The 22,480-nt window shown below is 60.0% G+C and carries 20 protein-coding genes; 5 read left to right on the top strand and 15 right to left on the bottom strand.

Going from position 1 to position 22,480, the window contains the following annotated elements; genetic code table 11:
* Positions 1-83: 83 nt before the first annotated feature.
* Entirely contained in the window at positions 84-743 is a 660-nt protein-coding gene (locus tag WCY31_RS03615; RefSeq protein WP_345970908.1) for a ferredoxin-thioredoxin reductase catalytic domain-containing protein, read from the bottom strand.
* A 158-nt stretch (positions 744-901) separates the two neighbouring features.
* On the opposite strand from WCY31_RS03615, the gene WCY31_RS03610 reads away from it, so the two are divergent.
* Both WCY31_RS03610 and rimI read left to right on the top strand, forming a co-directional pair.
* The gene (locus tag WCY31_RS03610; RefSeq protein ID WP_345973159.1) at positions 902-1,882 is read left to right on the top strand and encodes a DUF2156 domain-containing protein; all 981 of its coding nucleotides are present in this window, start codon (positions 902-904) and stop codon (positions 1,880-1,882) included.
* Complete coding sequence (rimI, locus tag WCY31_RS03605) at positions 1,879-2,310, top strand: ribosomal protein S18-alanine N-acetyltransferase (protein WP_345970906.1); 432 nt, start codon at positions 1,879-1,881, stop codon at positions 2,308-2,310. Before WCY31_RS03610 ends, rimI begins: the two co-directional genes overlap by 4 nt.
* 70 nt (positions 2,311-2,380) lie before the next feature.
* On the opposite strand, the gene WCY31_RS03600 is transcribed toward rimI, so the two are convergent.
* From WCY31_RS03600 to WCY31_RS03590, 3 genes are read right to left on the bottom strand one after another with little or no spacing between them, the layout of a single operon-like run.
* Positions 2,381-3,706 (bottom strand): sodium ion-translocating decarboxylase subunit beta, encoded by a 1,326-nt coding sequence (locus WCY31_RS03600; protein WP_345970905.1) that lies wholly within the window; start codon positions 3,704-3,706, stop codon positions 2,381-2,383.
* A 4-nt stretch (positions 3,707-3,710) separates the two neighbouring features.
* Positions 3,711-5,501 (bottom strand): biotin/lipoyl-containing protein, encoded by a 1,791-nt coding sequence (locus WCY31_RS03595; protein ID WP_345970904.1) that lies wholly within the window; start codon positions 5,499-5,501, stop codon positions 3,711-3,713.
* A gap of 8 nt (positions 5,502-5,509) precedes the next feature.
* Positions 5,510-5,740: an OadG family protein gene (locus tag WCY31_RS03590; protein WP_231020463.1), complete on the bottom strand. Its 231-nt coding sequence runs from the start codon at positions 5,738-5,740 to the stop codon at positions 5,510-5,512.
* Positions 5,741-5,957: 217 nt separating this feature from the next.
* On the opposite strand from WCY31_RS03590, the gene ppa reads away from it, so the two are divergent.
* The 3 genes from ppa (at position 5,958) to WCY31_RS03575 (ending at position 9,496) form a co-directional block, all read left to right on the top strand.
* On the top strand, positions 5,958-6,473 hold the full coding sequence (gene ppa / locus WCY31_RS03585) for an inorganic diphosphatase (RefSeq protein WP_345973157.1): 516 nt from the start codon (positions 5,958-5,960) through the stop codon (positions 6,471-6,473).
* A gap of 3 nt (positions 6,474-6,476) precedes the next feature.
* The gene (locus tag WCY31_RS03580) at positions 6,477-6,782 is read left to right on the top strand and encodes a hypothetical protein (RefSeq protein ID WP_345973155.1); all 306 of its coding nucleotides are present in this window, start codon (positions 6,477-6,479) and stop codon (positions 6,780-6,782) included.
* Positions 6,783-6,946: 164 nt separating this feature from the next.
* Positions 6,947-9,496: an HAD-IC family P-type ATPase gene (locus WCY31_RS03575; protein WP_345973154.1), complete on the top strand. Its 2,550-nt coding sequence runs from the start codon at positions 6,947-6,949 to the stop codon at positions 9,494-9,496.
* A gap of 4 nt (positions 9,497-9,500) precedes the next feature.
* On the opposite strand, the gene WCY31_RS03570 is transcribed toward WCY31_RS03575, so the two are convergent.
* The 11 genes from WCY31_RS03570 to WCY31_RS03520 form a co-directional block, all read right to left on the bottom strand.
* On the bottom strand, positions 9,501-9,929 hold the full coding sequence (locus WCY31_RS03570; RefSeq protein ID WP_345973152.1) for a globin domain-containing protein: 429 nt from the start codon (positions 9,927-9,929) through the stop codon (positions 9,501-9,503).
* Positions 9,930-9,991: 62 nt separating this feature from the next.
* On the bottom strand, positions 9,992-11,215 hold the full coding sequence (locus WCY31_RS03565; protein WP_345973151.1) for a hypothetical protein: 1,224 nt from the start codon (positions 11,213-11,215) through the stop codon (positions 9,992-9,994).
* Positions 11,216-11,306: 91 nt separating this feature from the next.
* The gene (locus tag WCY31_RS03560) at positions 11,307-13,040 is read right to left on the bottom strand and encodes a bifunctional protein-serine/threonine kinase/phosphatase (protein WP_345973149.1); all 1,734 of its coding nucleotides are present in this window, start codon (positions 13,038-13,040) and stop codon (positions 11,307-11,309) included.
* Between the two features lie 70 nt (positions 13,041-13,110).
* Complete coding sequence (gene cynS / locus WCY31_RS03555; protein WP_345973148.1) at positions 13,111-13,551, bottom strand: cyanase; 441 nt, start codon at positions 13,549-13,551, stop codon at positions 13,111-13,113.
* Between the two features lie 54 nt (positions 13,552-13,605).
* Entirely contained in the window at positions 13,606-14,418 is an 813-nt protein-coding gene (locus tag WCY31_RS03550; protein WP_345973146.1) for a formate/nitrite transporter family protein, read from the bottom strand.
* Positions 14,419-14,788: 370 nt separating this feature from the next.
* Entirely contained in the window at positions 14,789-16,708 is a 1,920-nt protein-coding gene (locus WCY31_RS03545) for a ferredoxin--nitrite reductase (protein ID WP_345973144.1), read from the bottom strand.
* The gene (gene cobA / locus WCY31_RS03540) at positions 16,680-17,981 is read right to left on the bottom strand and encodes a uroporphyrinogen-III C-methyltransferase (RefSeq protein ID WP_345973143.1); all 1,302 of its coding nucleotides are present in this window, start codon (positions 17,979-17,981) and stop codon (positions 16,680-16,682) included. Before cobA ends, WCY31_RS03545 begins: the two co-directional genes overlap by 29 nt.
* 92 nt (positions 17,982-18,073) lie before the next feature.
* Positions 18,074-19,297, bottom strand: a complete 1,224-nt coding sequence (locus WCY31_RS03535; protein WP_345973142.1) for a hypothetical protein — start codon at positions 19,295-19,297, stop codon at positions 18,074-18,076.
* Between the two features lie 141 nt (positions 19,298-19,438).
* Positions 19,439-20,230, bottom strand: coding sequence for an ABC transporter ATP-binding protein (locus WCY31_RS03530; protein WP_345973141.1), 792 nt, complete (start codon positions 20,228-20,230; stop codon positions 19,439-19,441).
* A 10-nt stretch (positions 20,231-20,240) separates the two neighbouring features.
* Complete coding sequence (gene ntrB, locus WCY31_RS03525; RefSeq protein WP_345973139.1) at positions 20,241-21,050, bottom strand: nitrate ABC transporter permease; 810 nt, start codon at positions 21,048-21,050, stop codon at positions 20,241-20,243.
* Between the two features lie 34 nt (positions 21,051-21,084).
* A complete protein-coding gene (locus WCY31_RS03520; RefSeq protein ID WP_345973137.1) occupies positions 21,085-22,458 on the bottom strand; it encodes a CmpA/NrtA family ABC transporter substrate-binding protein in 1,374 nt (457 codons plus the stop codon).
* Between the last annotated feature and the right edge of the window lie 22 nt (positions 22,459-22,480).

The raw sequence follows: 22,480 nt of genomic DNA, 5'->3' as shown, positions 1-22,480 counted from the left end.
ATTATATATCAATATTTGCAGTATAGGAAAAATCCCTTGAGATTTAAAAATCCCTGCGGACGTGCAAAAGTGGGGGCGGCGGCTTACTGCCCGCAGCTGCCCGATGCGCCCTGCGCGTTTTTGTTCTCCAGGTCCAGGGTCACGGTGATCCCGTCATCCGACGCCGTTTTCGAAAAACCGTAGCCGCGGAAGGCGGCAATGGTCTCCAGGTTCTTTGCCTCCTGGTCACGTTCGACGATCATCTTCAACGTCTTGCCGCCGTAGCCGTTGAGCGTTGCCTTCATCTGGTGCATGGCGTCGGGGATGGGCAGGCCGCGGCGCGGGTCGAGGGGCATGCCGCGGGTGTCGAGGACGCCCTCTTTCATGTTCAACGGTACGCGGTACTCTCCCATCAGGCGCTGCGACGACGCCTTCCAGCCCGCCTTGTCAAGGTCCCCCCGGCCGAAAAGCGCGCAGTGACAGGTACCGTACTCGTCGATCTCGTCGTCGATGAATTCGCAGGGGCAGCACATCTGCTTGTCCAGTTTCGCATCACCGGATGGCTCGAAGCAGGGGCAGTAGCGCTTGCCGAAGGTCGCCTCCATCTCGCTCAGCCACACTTCGAGGTTCTTACTCATCATCAGGCTCGGGTTGATCGCATACCCCTTCTGCGCGGCATACTTCACGATCCAGCGGTGCTGCTTTTTGACCGCGTCGCGGTACTTCCAGTAATCTTTCATAAAACCGATCATCATTTTTAGCATCGTCAATCCTTTTTACAGGGGCATTATACTGTGTCGTCGATTGCATAACGCCCTGTTTTCCGCCCCTTCCGGGCCCAAAAAATTTCCTTGACGCAAACAGCGAAAAGCGGAGTAGAATTCCATTAAAATCTCTCCCTCGCAAAGGACACACCACCCCCATGGCGAACCTCGTCATCAACAAACAGGCACTCAAACCCTTCGGCCTCAAAGCCAAACCCGTTCTTGAAAAACAGCTGCGCAAAATCGACGTCGACATCAGCGACTACACCTTTGCCGCCAACTATATCTGGCTGGGAAACAGCAGCGGCTTTTACGCCGTCATCAACAAATGTTTCTGTCTCTTCATCATCACGGGAGGCGAGTTGACAATGCTGCTGCCGCCCATCGGCAAAAAAAAGAACGTCGACAAGGCGATCGTACGCTGTTTCGAGATCATGAACGCAAACAACTCCTCCCCCTACTACTCCCGCATCGACTACGTGCAGGCGTCCACCGTCGAGGAGTTCGTCCAGAGCGAAGACGAGGCGCAAAGCATGTTTGAGATGCTCGAACACTACATTATCGAAAAGAAGCTCGTCGATTACGTCTATGAAGCCGACAAGCTCATCGAGCTGCGGGGTAACAGCTACCACACCAAGCGCACCGAGATCAACCGCTTCCGCAACTCCTACACCGACGCCTACGTCGAGGAGCTCGACAGTGAGAAGCACTTTGAGGGGATTATGGCCCTGTTCAACAAGTGGGTTGCGGACCGGGTGAAATATATGCCAAAGGAGGAGGCGGAAGTTTTCCTCGAGGGGATCCACCAGGAGCGCCACGCCGTCAAACGGATGCTCAAGCACTACACGGAGCTGGGGCTGCTCGGCCTCGTCATCTATATCGACGGGGAGATCAAAGGCTTTACGGCGGGCGAACGCATCAGCGGCGATACGGCCTGCGTCATCATCGAAAAGACCGATTTCGAAGTGATGGGGTGCGCCCAGTTCATCTTCCGCGAATTTTCGAAACTGCTCAAGGAGCGGTACGGCATCGTCTACATCAACGTCGGCGACGACATGGGCTTTGAAAACCTCAAGAAGGTGAAGATGTCCTACCGTCCCTTCAAGCTGGTGCCCAAGTACACCATCTACCAGAAATGACGGTCAGAGCCGCCGCTGCCGCCGACGCCGCGGCACTCGAACAGCTTGAACGCACCCTCTTCTCCGCGGAGAACTACCCCCTGAGCCGTCGTGCGTTCTACTACCACATCCGCCACAGCCTGCTGCTCATCGCGCAGACCGACAGCGGGGAGATGGCCGGCTATATCCTCGCACTGCTGCGGCGCCGCGAACCGAAGCTCTATTCGCTCGGTATTGCCCCGGCATACCGCAAGATGGGCATCGCCTCCCTGCTGATGGAGCGGATGCTTTCCGAACTGGCGTCGCGCGGCTTTATGCGCTGCGTGCTTGAAGTCCGCTGCGACAACAACGCCGCAATCGACCTCTACCGCCGTTTCGGCTTCGAGACCGTCAAAACGCTCGAAGGCTTTTACAAAGACGGGTGTAACGCCTATCTGATGCGGCACTGAGCACGACGGGGAAAGGTTTTGTGTAAGGGTCGCTTCCGGGATGCCCCGGGAAGCAGAGGAAGTTCTGCGCTTACGCGAAGATACTGATCATGACACCCGCGGCGACGGCGGAACCGATGACACCCGCGACATTGGGGCCCATCGCATGCATGAGCAGCATGTTATTGCGGTCGTATTCCATACCGACTTTGTTGGAGACACGCGCCGCCATCGGCACCGCGGAAACACCTGCCGAACCGATGAGGGGGTTGATCTTCGTCCCCGGGAAGAGGTTCATGATCTTCGCCATGATGACCCCGGCGGCCGTACCGACGGAGAAGGCGACCAGGCCCAAGGCCAGGATCGCCAGTGTGTCCGCGACGAGGAACTGGTCTGCCGCCAGCTTGGAACCGACACCGAGACCGAGGAAGATCGTCACGATGTTGATCAGGGCGTTCTGGAGCGTATCGGAGAGGCGCTCGACGACACCGGACTCTTTCAGGAAGTTCCCGAACGCAAAGGCGCCGATCAGCGGCGTGGAGTCCGGGAGGACCAGGATCGCCAGGACAAGGACCAGGATCGGGAAGATCAGTTTTTCCATACGGCTGACGTGACGCAGGGTCGTCATCTTGATCTTGCGCTCTTTCTCATTGGTCAGCGCCTTCATGATCGGCGGCTGGATGATCGGCACCAGCGCCATGTACGAATACGACGCAACCGCGATCGCCCCCAGCAGCTCCGGCGCCAGTTTCGTGGCGATGTAGATCGACGTCGGGCCGTCCGCACCCCCGATGATGGAGATGGCGGAAGCCTGCTGCAGCGTAAAGGCGAAAAGGTCCGTGTACTGCGACAGCGCGACCGCGCCGACGAGGGTCCCGAAAATCCCGAACTGCGCGGCACCGCCGAGCAGCGCCGTTTTCGGGTTGGAGAGCAGCGGGCCAAAGTCCGTCATCGCCCCGACACCCATAAAGATGATAATAGGGAAGAGCTCGTTCGCGAGCCCTGCCTGGTAGATGACGCCCAGGAAGCCGTGCGGCCCTGCAATGTCGGCGACGGGGATGTTGGAAAGCAGGCCCCCGAAGCCGATCGGCAGCAGCAGCAGCGGTTCAAACCCTTTGGCGATCGCCAGGTAAAAGAGGACAAAAGCGACCAGGATCATAATGACGCGTCCCCACCCCTTGTGGAAATCGCTCATCGGTTTTCCGAGGGCGCTCATCTCGTCCGGATCGGGGAAGAGGATCGCGTAGACGCCGGTCGACTTGGCAAAGTTGGCCAGCAGGTGGCCGATGCTGTGGGACTCGTAGGCTTTCTGCTCTACGGCCGGCGCCTCGTGCGCGGCAGTGGCATCGGATGCCGACGCCGACACGGCGCCGAACAGCGACAATGCCAGCAGCAGTTTGATAAACAGCGCTCTCATCCGCTTATCCGATTACCGCGACAACCTGGCCTTCGACGACCTTATCGTTGACGTTGACGTTGATGGACTTGATGACGCCACCGCGCGGTGCTACGACGTCGATCTCCATTTTCATGGATTCGAGGATCATGATCTTGTCGCCTTCCGCGACGCTCTGGCCCGGATTGGCCACGACCTTCCAGACGTTGCCCGGCAGGAGCGCCTTGATCTCTTCGCCTTCACCGGCCGGAACGGCCGCTTCGGGAGCGGCTGCCGCTTCACCCTGCACCGCAGTCACTTGGATATTTGCATCGCCTTCGGCGACCTGAACGCTGAATTTCTGACCGTCGACGACGACCGTGTAGTTTCCTGAACCCATACCTGTGCACTCCTCTTTTTCGTTTTGCATTTCGGAAAGTTTGCGGACGTTGACTTCCGCTTCACCTTTAAGGAAGGTGATCCCTTTTTCATCACAGGCTGCTGCGATGAAGATGTTCTCTTCGCTCGTTTCGATCCCCTCTTCTTCAAGACGCTTGGTCCAGAAGGCGACGGATTTCTTTTCGTCTTTGTCGGCGAGATCGATCGCTTTTTCCGTTGTCGGTTCGAGGCCGAGCTGTTCCGCGGCGATCTTGACGACTTCCTCGTCCGGCGCCACCGGCGTCTTGCCGAAGTAGCCCAGGACCATACGGCCGTAACCCGGTGCGATCTTCTTCCACGGCCCCATCAGGGTATTGTTGAGCGCCTGCTGGAAATAGAACTGCGAAACCGGGGTGACGGAGGTGCCGTACCCGCCCTTCTCGACAACTTCGCGCATCGCGAGGATCGCATCGTGGAATTTGTCCATCATGTTGTTGTCGCGCAGCATCTGCGTATTGGCCGTCAGCGCGCCGCCCGGCATCGGAGAGAACTGGATCAGCGGTTCGACCTGGGTCGCTTCCGGCGGAATGAAGTAGTCTGCGAGGCACTCTTTGAGGGTCGCTTCGTATTTGAGGAGCTTCTCGAAATCGAAGCCGAAATCGTAGTCTTTACCTTTGATAGCGTGCATCATCACGAGCAGGTCCGGCTGGCTCGTACCGCCGGAAACCGGGTGCGCCGCGGCGTCGATACCGTCCGCGCCCGCTTCGAGGGCCGCCAGGTTCTGGGCGACGCTGATCCCCGCTGTCTCCTGCGTATGCAGGCGGATATGCGTCCCTTCCGGCAGCAGTTTGCGTGCCATTTTGATCGTCTCGTAGACTTTTTGCGGATTGGCGGTACCGGTGGCGTCTTTGAAACAAACGGAATCATAAGGGATCTCCGCATCGAGGATGTCGCGGAGGATCTTTTCGTAGAAGTCGACGGTGTGCGCACCTTCGCATCCCGGGGGGAGGTCCATCATCGTCACCACGACTTCGTGCTTCAGGCCGTGGTTGACGATGCTGCGGCCGCTATCAATGAGGTTGTTGACGTCGTTGAGGGCATCGAAGTTGCGGATCGTTGTCGTCCCGTGCTTTTTGAACATCTTCGCATGCAGGTCGACCAGTTCGCGGCTGCCCGTGTCGAGCATGACCGTATTGACCCCGCGGGCCAGCGTCTGCAGGTTCGCGTCGGGGCCGACGATCTCGCGGAACTTGTCCATGTTGTCAAACGCGTTCTCGTTGAGGTAGAAAAAAGGCACCTGGAAGCGTGCGCCCCCGCCGAATTCGAAGTGGGTGATCCCCGCCTCTTTTGCCGCTTCGACCGCCGGCAGGAAGTCGTTCAGCAGTACCCGTCCGCCGAAGACGGACTGAAAGCCGTCGCGGAACGTCGTATCCATCACGTCAATGAATTTTTTCGCCATGCCAATCCTTACTTAGTGTTATGGTGGTGAATGGCCGCGGCAATCGCCGCCACCTTCTTCAGTTTATCCGCCGCCGGAGCGGACTTTCCCGACTCTGCCGCCTGCGGTTCCGGGAAATAGCGATGAATGATCTTCGACATTACGTTCATCGCAAAAATCATCAGCGTGAGGAACAAAAAGACGATGCCCATACCGAGCACCATGAATTTGAGCCCCTCGGCTACGAGGTTCACTTCCATGATCTACCCTTGTTACAGTTTCGAAGGCCTGGGCCTTCATCAAAATTACTCGGCCTATAGTATAGAAAAGAAGATAAAAATCGTATGATATTCCCGTAAAATCACGATCCCCTAAGCCTGGACTGTTACCATACACCGCCATCTGTTTTGGAACTTTACAGGGTTTTCAGAGGTGCGCTTTGCTACAATCACGCCAAATATTTCTGGAGAACGCATTATGGATTTGAGCAAAATCGGCTACGGTGAAAACCCGGACAAAGTCAAAGCGGTGATCGAGATCCCTTACGGGTCCAACATCAAGTACGAAATCGAAAAAGAGAGCGGTGCCGTCGTCGTCGACCGCGTCATGCACTCCGCCATGTACTACCCGGCCAACTACGGCTTCGTCAACAAGACCCTTTCACAAGACGGCGACCCGGCTGACGTCCTCGTCCTGACCGAGTACCCGATGCAGGCCGGTTCCGTCGTCAACTGCCGCCTGATCGGTGTACTTATCATGGAAGACGAGAGCGGTATCGACGAAAAACTGCTGGCCGTACCGGTCTCCAAGATCGACCCGACTTACGAGGAGATCCAGGACATCGACGACCTGCCGAAACACACCCTGGCGAAGATCAAGAACTTCTTCGAAACCTACAAAGCGCTCGAGCCGGGCAAATGGGTCAAGGTCAAAGACTACCAGAACAAGGCTGCTGCCGCCAAGATCCTCCAAGACGCTATCGAAAACGCCTAAACAGTGCTCTTCGGTCTTTTTACACAGGACCTCATTGCCGTCGCCCTGCTGGGGGTGATGGCGAACTTCATTTTCTCTTTTCTTTTCGGCTGGTACCTCATACAGAATATCGGCAAGGAGACAATGCAGGAGACCCGCGGGCGAAAACAGCAGGGATGGCTCTCCGGGCTCAGCCTCGCCCTTCCCTTTGCGAAAATGGCGCTGACGCTCTACCGTGTCGTCGTTTTGCAACTCTATTTCCTCAACCGGGGTTACAGCTACCAGGATTACTGGATCTATCTGACCCAAGATAAAAGCGAGCAACTATGAACCCGAACAACACCCCCCTCGACGGGGACATCAACCTTCTCATCTGGGGGATCACCTTCGGCCTCCTCATCGTCGTCGCCCTCGTCCTCGCCTTTTTCAACCGCAACAACGGCTGAAGGGGCAAGCCCTTTACCGAGACGCATGTTGCCTGATACAATAGGTGTATGGAATTCGACGCGCATCACACCCTTGGGATCGATACCACCTTCAAACATCTTGACAGCAGCGGCAGCGGCCTGAGCAGCGCCGAGGCCGAAGCGCGCCTGAAGCGCGACGGTCCCAACGCCCTCCCGGTCGCCCCGCCGACCCCGCTGCTTCGCATCATACTTTCCCAGTTCAAAAACCCCATCATCCTCATCCTGCTCATCGCCGCGCTGATCAGTTTCGGTATCGGCGAAGCGCTCGATGCCGGGTTCATCCTTGCCGTGTTGGTGATCAATGCCGCCATCGGGACGGTGCTCGAACGCAGTGCCGACCAGCAGGCCCACGCCCTCCGGCACAGCGTCAAGACTCTGGCGAAGGTGTTGCGTGACGGCAAAGAGGAACTGATCGATGCCACGGGCCTCGCCCTGGGCGATATCGTGGTGATCGAAAGCGGCGACAAGGTCCCGGCGGACCTCCGGCTCATCCATACCTATCACCTCTCCGCCGACGAGTCGCTGCTGACCGGCGAGTCGCTGGAGGTCGGGAAGGATGCGGAACGCCGGTTCGACGACCCCGACCTTCCCCTCGGCGACCGCAGCAATATGCTTTTTGCCGGGACCTACATTACCAGCGGGCGGGCCAGAGGGATCGTCAGCGCCGTCGGTCTGCATACCCAGATCGGGCGGATCGCCGAACTCCTCATCGGCAGATCCGCCGTCAAGGTCCCGCTCATCGCGCGCCTGGAAGCCTTTTCCCTCAAGATCGCAGCCGCCGTCGGGATCATCTCCCTGCTGATCGTTGCCCTGTCGCTCTTTCGGGGAACGCCGCTGCTGGAGATCTTCTTCCTGACCGTCGCCCTCTTCGTCTCCGCCGTGCCCGAAGGGCTTCCCGTCGCCATCACCGTCGCCCTCGCTTCGGCGGCGGTCGCCATGTCCCGCCGCAACGTTATCGTCCGAAAGCTCCCGGCCATAGAGACCCTGGGCTCATGCACCTTCATCGCCACCGACAAGACCGGGACCCTGACCCAGAACAGGCTCAGCGTCGAATCCTTCGACATCGAAGCCGAAAAGGCGCTCGAAGCGGTCGTCGTCGCCAACGAAGCCTACCTCAACCGCGAAGGCCGCTTCGGCGGCGACCAGGTCGACGTCGCCCTGGTACGCTACGCGCACCGGCAAAATGCCGACCTGGCGGAGCTGCTCGAGACCCCGAAGACCGACCTTATCCCCTACGAACCCTCCCAGAAGTTCTCCGGCGCCGTCATCGAGAGGGAAACGGGCTACTTCGCGGCGATCAAAGGCTCGCCCGAAGTGATCCTCGCCGCCTGCCGCATCGCGCAGGACGAACGCGAAGCGCTGCTGGAGCGGGTCAGCCGCCTTGCCCGGGAGGGGTACCGCCTGATCGGGGTCGCCTACGCCGACGGCGCGTCCCCGAACCTTCAAGACGCCCTGAACGCCAAACGCTTCAAATGGGCCGGCCTGGCCGCCATCACCGACCCCCTGCGCGACGGGGTCGAAACGGCTGTGGCCCACTGCCGCGAAGCGGGCATCACCGTCGCCATGGTCACGGGCGACCACCCCGAGACGGCGCTGCATATCGCCAAGCGTCTGCAGATGGCGCAAGACGCGACACAGGTGATCGACGGAGAGGCGCTGAGCCGATGGTACGACAACGGGGCCGATCCAAGTGCACTGGCCGGCATCCGCGTCTTTGCACGGGTATCGCCCGAACAGAAACTGCAGATCGTCCACGCATTCCAGGGCCTCGGGCACTATGTCGCCGTGACGGGGGACGGCGTCAACGACGCCCCGGCGCTCAAAAGCGCGCATATCGGCATCGCGATGGGAAAAAGCGGCACGGACGTGGCCAAGGAGAGCGCCGACCTGATCCTGACCGACGATGCGTTCACCTCCATCGTGGGCGGCATCGAGGAGGGGCGCCGCGCCTACGACAACATCCGCAAGGTCGTCCACCTGCTCATTTCCACCGGACTGGCGGAGATCATCCTCGTCCTGCTCTCCCTGGCCTTCGCGACCCCCGTGCCGCTGCTGCCCATCCACCTGCTCTGGCTCAACCTCGTTACCAACGGCATCCAGGATGTCGCCCTGGGGCTTGAGCCCGCCGAGCCCCACGTGCTCAAACGCGGCCCCCGTCCGCCCAAAGAACCCATTTTCAACGTTCTGATGATCCGGCGTATTGCCCTCGGGGCCCTCTATATGGGCGTCATCGGATTTGGGGTTTTTTACACCCTTCTCGCGCAGGGCGTTTCGGTGGAATCCGCCCGCAACGTCACCTTGCTGCTCATGGTGCTCTTTGAGAATCTACACGCGCTCAACAGCCGGAGCGAAACGCGCTACCTCTTCGCGGTCAGCCATTTCAAGAACCTGCTGCTGCCGCTGTCGATCGTGGCGGCGCAAACGGTGCATATTGCCGCCATGCAGCTGCCGTGGATGCAGCATCTGCTGTCACTGGAACCGGTATCGCTGGAGATGTGGGGCAAACTGCTGCTCTTCGCGCTGGGGCTGGTCGTGGTGATGGAGGCGGAAAAGCTTTTCCGCCTGCGGGGGAAGTAACGTTTTACGCCGCGGCGTAAAGCGCTTTTTCGCGGGCGATCAGCAGATCGCCGAGGAAGAAATAAGCCTCTTTCCAGGCGCTCAGCACGTCGTCCGTCGCGGCATCGCCGAGCACTTCTTTGACGGCCGTGAGCAGCGAGACCCCGACGGCGGGGTAATGTTCCGGCAGCACGCCGGAACGGACATGCGATTGCGCCATCTTTTCGAGAGCGTCACCTAAGAGTTCGAGCTTTTCGATATTGACGGCATAGGCGCCGACGGCGGCGGCCAGTTTTTTGTGCTGGTCCGGCGACGCGTCTTTGAAGAGCACCTGCATTTCCGGATAGTGTTCGAAAAGGATCTCGTACATCCGTGCCGTGATCGCTTCCGCATTTTCCGCAACGGGCTTCGCCGTCGCCTTGACGATCTCGATCGTCTCCTTGGACAGACTCATGGTCAAACTCCTTTGTTATCTGCTTCGCGCGGCGGCCGCTCACGGACACCGCGTCTGTCGGTTTACTTCGTCGCGAACTTATAGTCGAGCTGGAGCCACGCTTTGGTCACGTCGTTGCCCGTGTCGCCCTTGGAGTAGAAAGCCGCCTTCGCCAGGAAGGCCAGGTCCTTGATGCCCGGGACCTTGTTGGCATAGAGCACGTCGAACTCGCTTCCGAGGTCTTTGTTCACGCCGGAGAGGGCGTCAAATTTGTGGTAAAGCCCCAGGACTTTCCCGAAGCCCGGCGCGGCAAATCCCAGTTCGCCGCTCAGGTCCGCCAGACCGTCGTTATTGCTGCCGGCCGTGCGCCCCAGAAAGACATCCGCCCACCCCTGGAACTTGTGCAGGGTCGCCAGCGGTGTCGTGAAGCCTTTTGTGCTGCTGCCGGAGGCGTCACCGAGCACCTCGTACTCCGCCCCGGCGATGAGACCGGAGATGTTCGCCCCGAGGGCGACGTCATAGTAGGAGGCGTCGATCTTCGGCGCGGTGTCAAGGGCATAATCGAGCGTCGCGTCTTTCTGCATCGCATAGGATGCCGCGTAATCGAACTTGATTCCCTCGACCGGCACGGCGCCGCTGACACGGATGCCGTAGGTATCGTGGATGTCGGCCAGCATATAGTCAAACAGGCTGACGGTGAGCACTTCTCCCGCCTTGTAGTTGACGTTGAGCAGCGCCGAACCCGTATCGGTCGTCGGGTTTGAATTGACCCCCTGGTAGCCGTAGATCCACGACCCCAGAAGCGTCAGCCCTTCGACGGATTTGTTGACGACCGTCACGGTGTCGTAAGCACGCTCCATCTGGCGCCAGCCGACCGTGCCCACGAAGCGCTGGTCGTCGAGGTTAACGAAGGAGCGTCCCGCGAGCAGCGTCGTGTCCGCCGCCGTATAGGCCAGATACCCCTCCGTCAGGATCGCCTGCTGGGGGTCCAGGATCAGGTCATAGGTTGCATCCTGCGGCGCGTAGTCGTTGTAGCCAAAGTTGTTGACCGAGGTCATCCCCACTTTGGCGCTGAGCCCTTCGAGACCGAACAAGGTCCCTTCGACCGCAAGGCGGGTCCGGGCCGTAAAGGCGTTGGCCGTGTCAAGACCGTTGTCCTTCACGTCCGCCATCTCGTAGCGCGGGCGGATCTCGCCACTCACCTTCATATCGTCTAGGATCGTAATGCTCTCTTCGGCTGCCGCCGCCGTATTCATTGCTGCAATCATCAACGGCGCCGCCGCCAGGGATATCATCCATTTTTTCATATAGTTATTCCTTTAATTATTCGTGCGAGGTTGTACCTCTGAGCAACGCCGCGCCGCGTGGGCGGAGCTCCCCAGAAGTACGCCGGAACCTTCACCCGCCCAGGCATTGTGCCGCCACCATGACGAGGGCGAATCCGAGCAGCAGGGCGACCCCCTGCCAGAAACGGACCGGATCGCGTTCGATCAGCGGCGGTCTGCTTTTATTCAAAAAGGCCCGGTTGGGATGGCGCAGGTCGTAGACGAACTCGGCGACATCCTCGTAGCGGCGCTCCGGGTCCGGATCGAGCGCCTTGCGCAGCGCCTTGTCGAACCAGACCGGCACGCCGCTCCCCTCCGTCGCTAGCGGTACGTATTTGAGCTTCTTCTGCTCCGAACGCTGTTTGGTCCGCGCCACTTTGAGTCCGTACGGGGAGCTGCCCGAGAGCATCCGGTAGAGGATCGCCGCCAGCGAATAGAGGTCCGAACGCGGCGTCCCCGTGTCGCCCAGGAAATACTCCGGCGCCGAGTAGTGCGCCGTGCCGGGCATCTGCGTCCCTTCGCGCTCCGGCACCGTCTCCTGAATTCCCTCGATCTTCACCGAGCCGAAATCGATGATCTTGAGCGTCCCCGTGGCGTCGATCAGGATATTTTCGGGGCGGAGGTCCTGATGCACCATCTCACGGCGGTGCAGCGCGAGCAGCCCCCGCGCGATCTGCTCGGCGTAGCGCCTGACCGTCTCGAGGTCGGGACGGGGGTTGTCCGTCATCCACTGCGCCAGCGACTGCCCCTCCACATACTCGGTCACGGTGTAGAGGTAGGCGCGCAGGCGCTGCTGCGGGTAGGCCTTGAGCAGGTGCGCGTTGCTGACCCGGCGGGCGATCCACTCCTCGGTCAGAAAACGCTCCACCTGCGTGCGGTCATGCTGCAGCTCCGTCGCGAGGGTTTTGAGCACCGCGGGCGTATCGGTCTGCATGTCGACCGCCAGGTAGACATGGCTTCGGCTCGTCGTGCTGAGCGTACGGACGATGCGGTAGCCGTCGAATTCCGACCGGGGTTCGAGCAGCGGCGCAAAAGGCTTTTCAATCACCTCCTTGTAGCGCTCGTCGATCGCCTGCTCCGGGAGGGCGTCGATGCGCAGGAGCATCAGCGTCAGGTTGTCCCCGCTGCCGTTTTCCAGGGCCCGGTTGACCAGCGCTTCCGCCGCGCCGTCGTAATCGTCGCCGCTCGCTTGCAGCGTTTGCAGGATATCCCCGTCAAGAAGATGCTCGTAAACCCCGTCGGTCATCAGGAAAAAGATATCCCCCGCTTCCGCACTCAGCACGGCATGGTCGATGATGAGCTGCGAATCCATCCCCATGGCACGGCTGAGGTAGCTCTCGCTCTGGGAGATCCGCAGGCGGTGGTCTTCGGTCTGCTGCTCCAGTACCCCGTCGCGCAGCCGGTAGATCCGCGCATCGCCGATATGAAAGAGGTGCACGCTCCTGCCCCGCAGTACCAGCGCGCTGAAGGTGCAGACATAGCCTTTGTCCATATCAAAGCGCTCCGGCCCACGCCTGGTCTGGGCGTAGAGCCAGGAGTTCGTCGCCTTGAGCACCTGCCGGGCCGCCCGGCCGACCGACCAGGTCTCCGGGGTGCTGAAGTAGTCCTCCAGAAAAGAGACGACGGCGACCTGGCTGGCGATCTGGCTCACCTCGCTGCTGCTGATGCCGTCAGCCAGCGCTGCGGCCGCCCCCTTGGTGCAGAGCAGCGTATCGTCGGGGATGCGCAGATCGTGAAAATCCTGGTTCAGGGGTTTGCGCCCTTTGTCGGTGTGGCTTCCGACGGTGAGCTTCACGGCTGTATTCATCGCTTGATCATCTTTGTCAGACTCCTTTTGAACACGGCCGCAACCGCGGCCATGCTCAAAAAAAGTCGTGTTACCACGACTTGTAGGGCAGGAATTTGCCGTTCATGGTGATCACGACGCGGTCGCCCGCCGGGTTCTCCTCTTTGTCGATATCCATGGAGAAATCGATGGCGCTCATGATGCCGTCGCCGAACTTCTCGCCGACGATCTCCTTGATCGTTTCGCCGTAGACGCCGACGACTTCATAAAGACGGTAGATGAGCGGATCGGTCGGAACGATCTGGTCCCACTTCTTGTTGGGGAACGCCTGCAGCGCTTCGGAGACCGTGGCATCCAGCCCCAGGACTTCGCACAGTTTATCTGCCGGTTCGGGCTTCAGGCTGTTCATGCCGAGACACGCCGAGGTGAGGAACACGGAACCGAGACCGACCTTCTCTGAGATCGCCTCCCAGCCCAGGCCGCTGCTTTTCTTCGCCGCCATAATCGTTTCAGTCATTTCAAGCTTTGTCATAAAAAATATTTCCTTTTTGTTTTGAATGGATGCGGCCGGGGCCGCGATGCCGGGTTACCCCAGCACACGTTTCGGGCTTGTTCTGACGTGCGTTGCGTAGAGCGTCAGACCCGTAAACGCCAGACCGCCGACCAGGTTACCCAGTGCAACCGGAACCTCGTTCCAGAGGATGTAGTCAGAGATCGTGAAGTTACCGCCCATGATCAGGGAGAACGGGAACAGGAACATGTTGACGATAGAGTGCTCGAAGCCCATGAAGAAGAAGAGCATGACCGGCATCCACATCGCCAGGAACTTGCCGCTGACCGTCGTGGAGATCATCGCGCCGACGACACCCATGGAGACCATCCAGTTACAGAGCATGCCGCGGACAAAAACCGTAAACCAGCCGGATACACCGTGGGACTGGTACCCCAGGGTACGCGCTTCACCGATGCCCGCCACTTTCTTGGCGATCTCGCCGCCGTCCGTGTCAAAACCGTATGTAAAAATAAAAGCCATCATAAACGCGACCGTCAAGGCACCCATCAGGTTCCCCAGCCCCACCAGAGCCCAGTTACGAAGGACCTGGGCTATCGAAACGCCCGGACGCTTGTCCAGCCATGCCAGCGGGACGAGGACAAAAACACCCGTGAGCAGGTCAAAACTCATGAGGTAGAGCATAATGAAGCCGACCGGGAACAGCATTGCGCCGACCAGCGGCGAACCGGTTTTCATTGCGACCGTGACGGCGAAGACCGCCGCCAGTGCCAGGATAGCCCCCGCCATATAGGCGCGGATGAGGGTGTCCTTTGTGGACATATAGACTTTCGATTCTCCCGAATCGACCATTTTTGTTACAAATTCGCTTGGAGCCAAATAGGCCATTGGATATCTCCTTATCGTGTTGTTGATCGAAGCCGCTTCCCGACGCTGCTGCCCTTCACGGAGAGCGGCATCGGCAAGGGCGTGGTCCTTCCGTACAGCAGGCGCGCAGGCACTACCACGGTCCGATCAACCTGAAAAATTCTACCGATTAAATTTCAAACTATGTAGCAGAAAATTGTATGTATTTTATACACAAATCTTATTATTTTCTGAACACTAAAACCGTTTATGATGAAGACGAGTGGTGAAGAATGGAACTTAACAGTTTTTTGAAGAAATATTTTGATGTCTGCCGCATGCCGATTTCTGTCGGACACTCTCTGCGCAGGCGTCCGAGGACCGGGCCCGCCCCGAGGGCAAGTAGTGCGTGCTAGGAAGGCGAAAGTGCCACGAAACCGTTTAGTTCCGTAAAGGCTTTGGCGCGAAGGTTGGCATGGGGCTCAAGCATCTTTGAAACCATCCGGGCCAGATTGGTATCGATGCCGGGCCGCTCAAGCAGCGTCGTATCCAGCCGCTCCCCCTCCGAGGGCATATAGTGCGCCTGCAGCGGGTAGGCCGTCTCACCCGTCAGTTTTTTATAGAGCCGGCAGCCGAAGTCGAAGAGTTCGAAAGATTCGTTCCGGCCGCTTTTCGCACCCGCCTCGAACCCCAACGCCAGATCGATGCCCCTGCCGCGCACATAGGCCTGCAGCTGCATGACAAAGCCGATCGCCGCGGGCGAGTAACCTGAGAGCACCCGGTCGTGGAACTGCCCGAAGCTCTCCCCCGCCCTGCGCAGACGGCGGTACTCGCGCATCAGCGACTCGACGTGGTAGCGTGCAAAGCGCAGCGGCACTGACTTCATGACGCTGTACCCCTCCTGCCCTTCGGCGGTGAGTTTGCCCCCCAGCGTGATGTGCACCCCGTGCTCCGTTTCGCCGTTCACCTTAGCCTTGCACCCCTCGAAACCGACGTCGCCGACCCCGTGCAGGCCGCACCCTTTGACGCAGCCCGACCAGTGCATCCGCACGCGGCCGCCCTCCAGCGGCACCGCGCGACTGAGGTACTCGGCCATCTCGATGGCGTCGGGTTTGTTCGGAATGACGCCGAAGGGGCAGTGCTCCTCCCCGGCGCAGGCAATCAGGTGGTTGAAATAGGGGCTGGAAACGCTCTTGTAGTTCTCGAAGAACGGCGTCTCCATCAACGCCTCGTAGTGGACTGCGTCTACCCCAAGGAGGTAAAGGCTCTGTTCAATGTCGAGGCGCACACGCCCGTCGCCGAACGTCTCCGCCGCCTCCGCCGCGGCGACAAGGTCGCTGCCGCTGAAAACGCCGGAGGGGACGACGGCATGGACCGCGAAGCTGCCGTTGTTCAGCTGGACCCGCCCTTGATCAGGGTCGCTGTTGTCCAGCTGGGTCAGCGTCTCCCCGGCCGTGGCGAAGTCGATACCCGCCTTTTCGCGGATGGCCGCGGCGAGGGCCTCCATCCCCACCGCCTCAATGAGGAAGTGGAGTCTATTCTTGTTGCGGTTGTCGCGGAACCCGTAATCGCGGTAAAGCTCGATGAGCGCCTTGAACATCGCCACGGCCTCCGCCTCGTCGCGCACAAAGATGTCCGCGTTGCGGGCAATCACCCCGACCCTTCCGCCGAGGTAGACGTTGTAGCCGTAGACCCCCTCTTTTTGCGCCAGCACGAAACCGCAGTCCTGCCCGAAGATGTTGCAGCGGTTGGCCAGGGAGCCGCAGACCCCCGTGTTGAACTTGCGCGGCAGGGCACTGACCCACTCCCAGTGCCCCAGGAAAAGCGACTGAAGACTCACAAGCAGCCCCTGCGACGGCAGGATGTTGTCGAACGCCACCCCGTCGAGGGGGTCGTTGACCATGTTGCGGAAGTTGTCCACCCCCGTATGGAATGTCGTCAGCCCCACCGTTTCAAGGCGTTCAAGGATCTCCGGCATCGCTTCGATGCTCAGGTAACGCAGGACGATCTGCGCCCGGGTCGAAATATCGATGTAGTCCCGGCCGAACGCCTTGGCGATCTCGCCGACGGTGCGTGCCTGGGCGGCATCCAGCTGGCCGCCGGGAATGCGCACCCGCATCATAAAGCGCTCGGGGGTCATCGGGCGGTCGAAAATGCCGAAGCACTTCAAAAAATAGCCCAGGTCCTCCTTGGGGATACTGCCGTACCCCTTTTTGGCGTACTCGGCGATCTGCTCGAACGCCTCTTTGGGGGTTTTGAGCGCCTTGGTCTGCTCGACCTTGTTCGTTTTGGTATTCCGGGCTTCAGAGGCCGCTTGCAATACGCTGATCATGGTACTCCCCTTCGTTGATGTACTGCGGCAGCACCGCGTGCAGGTTGACGACGTCGCCGAAGACGATGATCGCGGGACGCGGGGCGTTTTCGGCCACTGCCGGCAGCCCTTCCAGCGTCGTGATGAAGCGCTGCTGGTTCGGCCGGGAGGCGTTGGAGATGACGGCGCAGGGCAGCGCCGCGTCCGCGCCCGCCTCCAGCGCCTTCTCCACGATCTCTTTGGCGCGCGAGACCCCCATCAGCACGATGGTCGTATGGTTTTTCAATTTGAGCAGGTCGATCCACTCCGTGTTGATGCGGTTGCCCGCCAGGTGCGCGGAGACGATGGAGAGGTTCGCCGCGTATCCCCGTGCCGTCGGGGCGATCCCTGCGGCAAGCGGTCCGGCAACGGCCGAGGAGATCCCCGGCACGACTTCGACGCGGATCCCCTCCGCCGCGAGCGCCTGCGCCTCTTCTGCACCGCGTCCGAAGATGTAGGGGTCGCCCGCCTTAAGCCGGGCGACTTCCAGCCCCTTCTGCGCATACTCGATCAGGAGCTCATTGATCTTCTCCTGCTTGATACTGTGGTGCCCCTTGCGCTTACCGACGTGGATGACCATCGTCGCTTTGGGAATAAGCGCCTTGATCTCGTCGCTCACCAGGTGGTCGACGAAAACGACGTCGGCTTCCGTGATAAGGCGGTACGCTTTGAGCGTCAGCAGGTCGACGTCCCCCGTGCCGCAGCCGACGAGATGTACCCGTCCCAGCTGCCGCTTCGCCTCGGCTTTGAGCGCCCCGGGGCGGATCTGCCCGGCGAGGCGCTCGCGCATCGCCTTTTGCCCCAGTGCAGCCAGTGATGCCGGCAGCATCCGGGCGATCTTGTCGCGAATGGCCTGGGCGATCACCGGCGAGCCCCCGCTGGAACTCACGGCGATCTTGACCGGCCCCTGCTCGATCAGTGCGGCAAAGAAGAAGTCGCACTGTTCCGGGACGTCGACGACGTTGAGCAGGAAACGCTGCCGCTGCTTGAGCGCCGTCAGCATCGCCGTCACTTCGGCGTTGCCGGTGGCGTCGATGATGATGCCGTACTCCCGGCAATCCTCCTCCGTCACGGGGCGTTCACACGCCTCCGGGACAAGGGTGCGCATCGCCTCGCTGCAGCACGCAGTGATAACGTCGAAATCGATCTGGTTGCGGCGCATCACCTGCGCCTTTTGCAGGGCGACCGGCCCGCCGCCTATCAGCAGTATCTTCGGGTTGTGCAGTACAACGGGAAGGGTAATTCTTTGCATCATGAATCCTTCGTATGTTTTTTAATGCGCCTTCGGTGATGAAGAAGCGTCAAAAAACATGACCGTTTCGGCGGCCGGAAAGGCCGCGCGAACGCTTATTTGACCATAAACTTGTAATCGAGCTGCGCCCAGACCTTGGTGACGTCGTTGCCCGTGTCGCCCTTGGAGTAGAAGGCCGCCTTTGCCAGGAAACCGAGGTTGCTGACACCCGGGACCTTGTTGGCGTAGAGCAGGTCGAACTCGCTGCCCAGGTCCTTGTTCGCGCCGGAGAGGGCGTCGAACTTGTGGTAAACTCCCAGCACCTTCCCGAAGCCCGGCGCCGCAAATCCCAGTTTACCGCTCAGGTCCGCCAGACCGTCGTTATTGCTGCCGGCCGTGCGCCCCAGAAAGACGTCCGCCCACCCCTGGAACTTGTGCAGGGTCGCCAGCGGGGTCGTGAACCCCTTTGTGCTGTTGCTTTCGGCATCCCCGAGCACCTCGTACTCCGCGCCGACGATCAGACCGGAGATGTTCGCGCCCAGGGCGATGTCGTAGTAAGAAGCGTCGATTTCCGGCGCATCATCGAGGGCGTAGGTCAGCGAAGCATCGCTCTGCTTGGCGTAGGAGGCCGCATAGTTCAGCGTCACGCCGTTCAGGGCGATGTCCCCGGAGACGCGCAGGCCGTAGGTGTCATGCACGTCCGCGAGCATATAGCCGAACCCCGTGACGGAGAGCGCCTTGCCCGCCGTGTATGTCGCGTGCAGGAGCAGCGACCCCGTGTCCGTCGTCGGGTTGGCGTTGACCCCCTGGTAACCGTAGATCCACGACCCCATCAGGGAGAGCCCGTCGATGGAACCGTTGCTCAGCGTCACCGTATCGTAGGCGCGCTCCATCTGGCGCCAACCGACCGTGCCCACGAAACGCTGGTCGTCGAGATTGACGAAGGAGCGCCCCGCAAGCAGCGTCGTGTCCGCCGCCGTATAGGCCAGGTACCCCTCCGTCAGGATCGCCTGCTGGGGGTCCAGGATCAGGTCATAGGTTGCATCCTGCGGCGCGTAGTCGTTATAGCCGAAGTTGTTGACCGAGGTCATCCCCACTTTGGCGCTCAGCCCTTCCAGGCCGAAGAGCGTCCCTTCGACCGCAAGGCGCGTCCGGGCCGTAAAGGCGTTGGCCGTATCGAGGCCGTTGTCCTTCACTGCTGCCATCTCGTAGCGCGGGCGGATCTCGCCGCTCATCTTCATACCGTTCAGGAGAACGATCTCTTCAGCAGCCGTTGCAGCCACACCCATACTTCCCACAATAACCGGCACGGCGGCCAGCGACATCATCCACTTCTTCATTCAAATTATCCTTTTACAATCTCGAGGCGGCACCTCTGGAGAGCCCCGCATGATGCGACGGGACTCCCCAGAAGAGCGAGCGACTTTATTACGCCGCGGGAACGCGTCCCGCCGACACCTTGCTGCTTTCAAAAGCAGTGTTTATTCGTCGTCTTTGGCGAACTTCTCGTAGAGGAAACTGAGGATCGCTTCGCGGCAGCGGACGTATTCGGGGTCCTGCTGCAGCGCCACGCGGTCGCGCGGGCGCTCCAGGTTCACCTCGAGGATCTCTCCCACCGTCGCTTCGGGGCCGTTGGTCATCATGATGACCCGGTCGCTGAGCAGCACCGCTTCGTCGACGTCGTGCGTAATGATGATGACGGTGTTCTGTACCTTCTCCTGGATGCGCATCAGATGCTCCTGCAGGTTGGCGCGGGTCAGCGAGTCAAGGGCCCCGAAGGGTTCGTCCATCAGCAGCACCTCGGGCTTGATGGAGAGCGCGCGGGCAATCCCGACGCGCTGCTTCATTCCCCCGCTGATCTCGCCGGGGTACTTGTCCTTGGCGTGGTCGAGGTTGACCATGCTGACGAATTTCATGACCCGCTCGCCAAGCTCCTGTTTGCTGAGCTCCGGCATCACCTTCTTGACGGCCATCTCGATGTTCTGGTAGACCGTCAGCCACGGCAGCAGTGAGTGGTTTTGAAATACCACGGCGCGCTCGGGGCCCGGGCCGCCGATCTCCTTGTTGTTCAAGAAGATCCCCCCGGCCGTGTTGAGGTCGAGCCCCGCGATCATGTTGAGCAGCGTCGATTTGCCGCAGCCCGAGTGACCGATGATGGAGATGATCTCGTTCTTTTTGATCTCGAGGTCAACATCACGGACCGCCACATACTCCTTCCCGCCCGGAAGCGGGAACACCTTGTCGACATGTTCCAGTGAGAGAAATTTACCCATGCTGTCCTCCTCAGGCGCGTTTTCGGTAGTCGAAGAAATCGGCGATCTTGCCCATGATGACGTCGAGGATATACCCCACGACACCGACGATGATGATCCCGATAATGATGTTCGGGTAGTTCAGATTGTTGTACTCGTCCCAGATCCAGAACCCGATGCCGATCCCGCCGGTGAGCATCTCCGCCGCAACGATGACGAGCCAGGCGATCCCCAGGCTCAGCCGCATCCCCGTAAAGATGTACGGTACCGCGACGGGCAGGATGATCTTGCGGATCGTCTCGAACGGGGTGAACTGCAGCACCTTCGCGACATTGAGATAATCCTGGTTGACGCTGCGCACCCCCAGGGCCGTATTGATGATAATCGGCCAGATGGAGGTGATAAAGATCGTCGAGATGGCCGTCAGGTTGATGTCCTGGAAGACCATCAGCAGCAGCGGCAGCCACGCCAGCGGCGAAACCGGCTTGAGGATCTGGATGTAGGGGTTGAGCGCCATCATAAAGTTTTTGCTCATCCCGATCAGCAGCCCCACGGGGATCCCCACGAGGATCGCCAGCGCGAAGCCCCCGAAGACCCGGCCGAGGGAGTTCGTGATCTGCCAGGCGATCCCCTTGTCATCCTCGTTCTCGACATAAAACGGATCGGAAAGCACTCCCTCGATCTCGTCGCCGTCGGCATTGATTCCCCCGAACGCCGCCACCCATGTGCTGTGGGGCGTCGGGAACTCTTCGACATTGTTGGCCACCAGTTGCCAGCCCGCCAGAATGACGAACAGCACCATCAGCGGCAGCGCGGTTTTCTTGATAATTTCCTGCATCATGTTTTCCTGGTTTCAGCCGCGAAGGGCCGAAGATTTATTTCGTAACGTATTTGGGGTCGGCGCAGCCGGCGGGCCCGTAGGGGCAGACATAATCGGGCTGGGCCGTCTTCAGGCTCCCCTCCCAGGCGTTGGCCGCTTTGAGGTCCGCCTCGCTCACGAGCGGGTTCGTCACCTTGAAGCTGTAGATATACTCGACCGCCTTGTTCGGGTCGTAAACCTTGCCGTCCATGAACATGTTGTACTTGTCCACGCCATCCTTTTTCCACGGACTCGGCGGCAGTGCATACCCCACCTCTTTGGCCGCGATCGCGAACAGGTCCGGACGATAGGTCTTCTCGATGACCGCTTTCATATCGACGGGCTTGTCGAGCTGTCCCCAGCGGTACATCTGCGTGATGAACCACATGCCGTGGCTGTAGAAAGGGTACGCCGCGTAGTAGTTGGCGAAGACGTTGAACATCGGGTTGGGCTCGGAATCCCGCCCCTTAAGGTACTGGAAGGTCCCCGTCATCGACTTTTCAAGTACCGAGACCGGTGCCTTGACGTAGTTGGGCTTGCTGAGGATCTTCGCCGCCTCTTTGCGGTGTTCCCAGCTCTCATCCAGCCACATCTGCGCCTCGATGATCGCTTTGAGGACCGCCTTGGTCGTTTCAGGGTTCTTTTCGACAAAGTCCGCCCGGGCCTGGAGCACCTTTTCGGGGTTGTTGTTCCAGATGTCGTAGTTCGTGACGAGGGTTGAGCCCTTTTTTTTCAGGACGATCCGTTCGTTCCAAGGCTCCCCGACGCAGTACCCTTCGATATTGCCCGCGATCAGGTTCGACGGCATCGTCGGCGGCGGGAAAGGTTTGATCGTCGCGTCGCGGTCGGGCTCGATGCCCGAGGAGGCCATCCAGTAGCGCAGCTCATAGTTGTGCGTCGAGACCGGGTGCACCATGCCGAAGCTCAGCGGCTGGTATTTGCCCCCCTCTTTTTGATGCTTGGCATCGATGTACTTCTTCAGCGATCCGGAACCGAGCGGACGTTTTTTCTCGTCCATGCCGTAGGTTTTCATCTTCTTGATGATGTTGTTGCCGAAGGTGATGCCGTTGCCGTTGAAATCGAGGCTCATCAGCGCCTGGAGGTTCGCATCCCCGTTGATGCCCAGCGTCGCCGCGATCGGCATCCCCGCCAGGGCGTGCGAGAAGTCGTACTCGCCGTTGATCACTTTCTGCTGGATCCCCGGCCAACCGCCGCCCTCCTTGACGACATGCACATCCAGGCCGTACTTGTCAAAGAAACCCTTCTCCTCCGCGATGACGATGGGAGCACAGTCCGTCAGCGCAATAAAGCCGATGGTCAGCTTCTTCTTTTCGACGTCCGCCATCAGCGTCGTCGCTACCAGCCCGAGGGTGAGTCCGGCCAGTGTCAAACCTTTTAATCCAGATGCACTT

The sequence above is a fragment of the Sulfurimonas sp. HSL3-1 genome (assembly GCF_039645995.1).
In the GTDB taxonomy this organism is placed as follows: domain Bacteria; phylum Campylobacterota; class Campylobacteria; order Campylobacterales; family Sulfurimonadaceae; genus Thiomicrolovo; species Thiomicrolovo diazotrophicus.
This window is presented reverse-complemented; position numbering and strand designations above follow the sequence as displayed.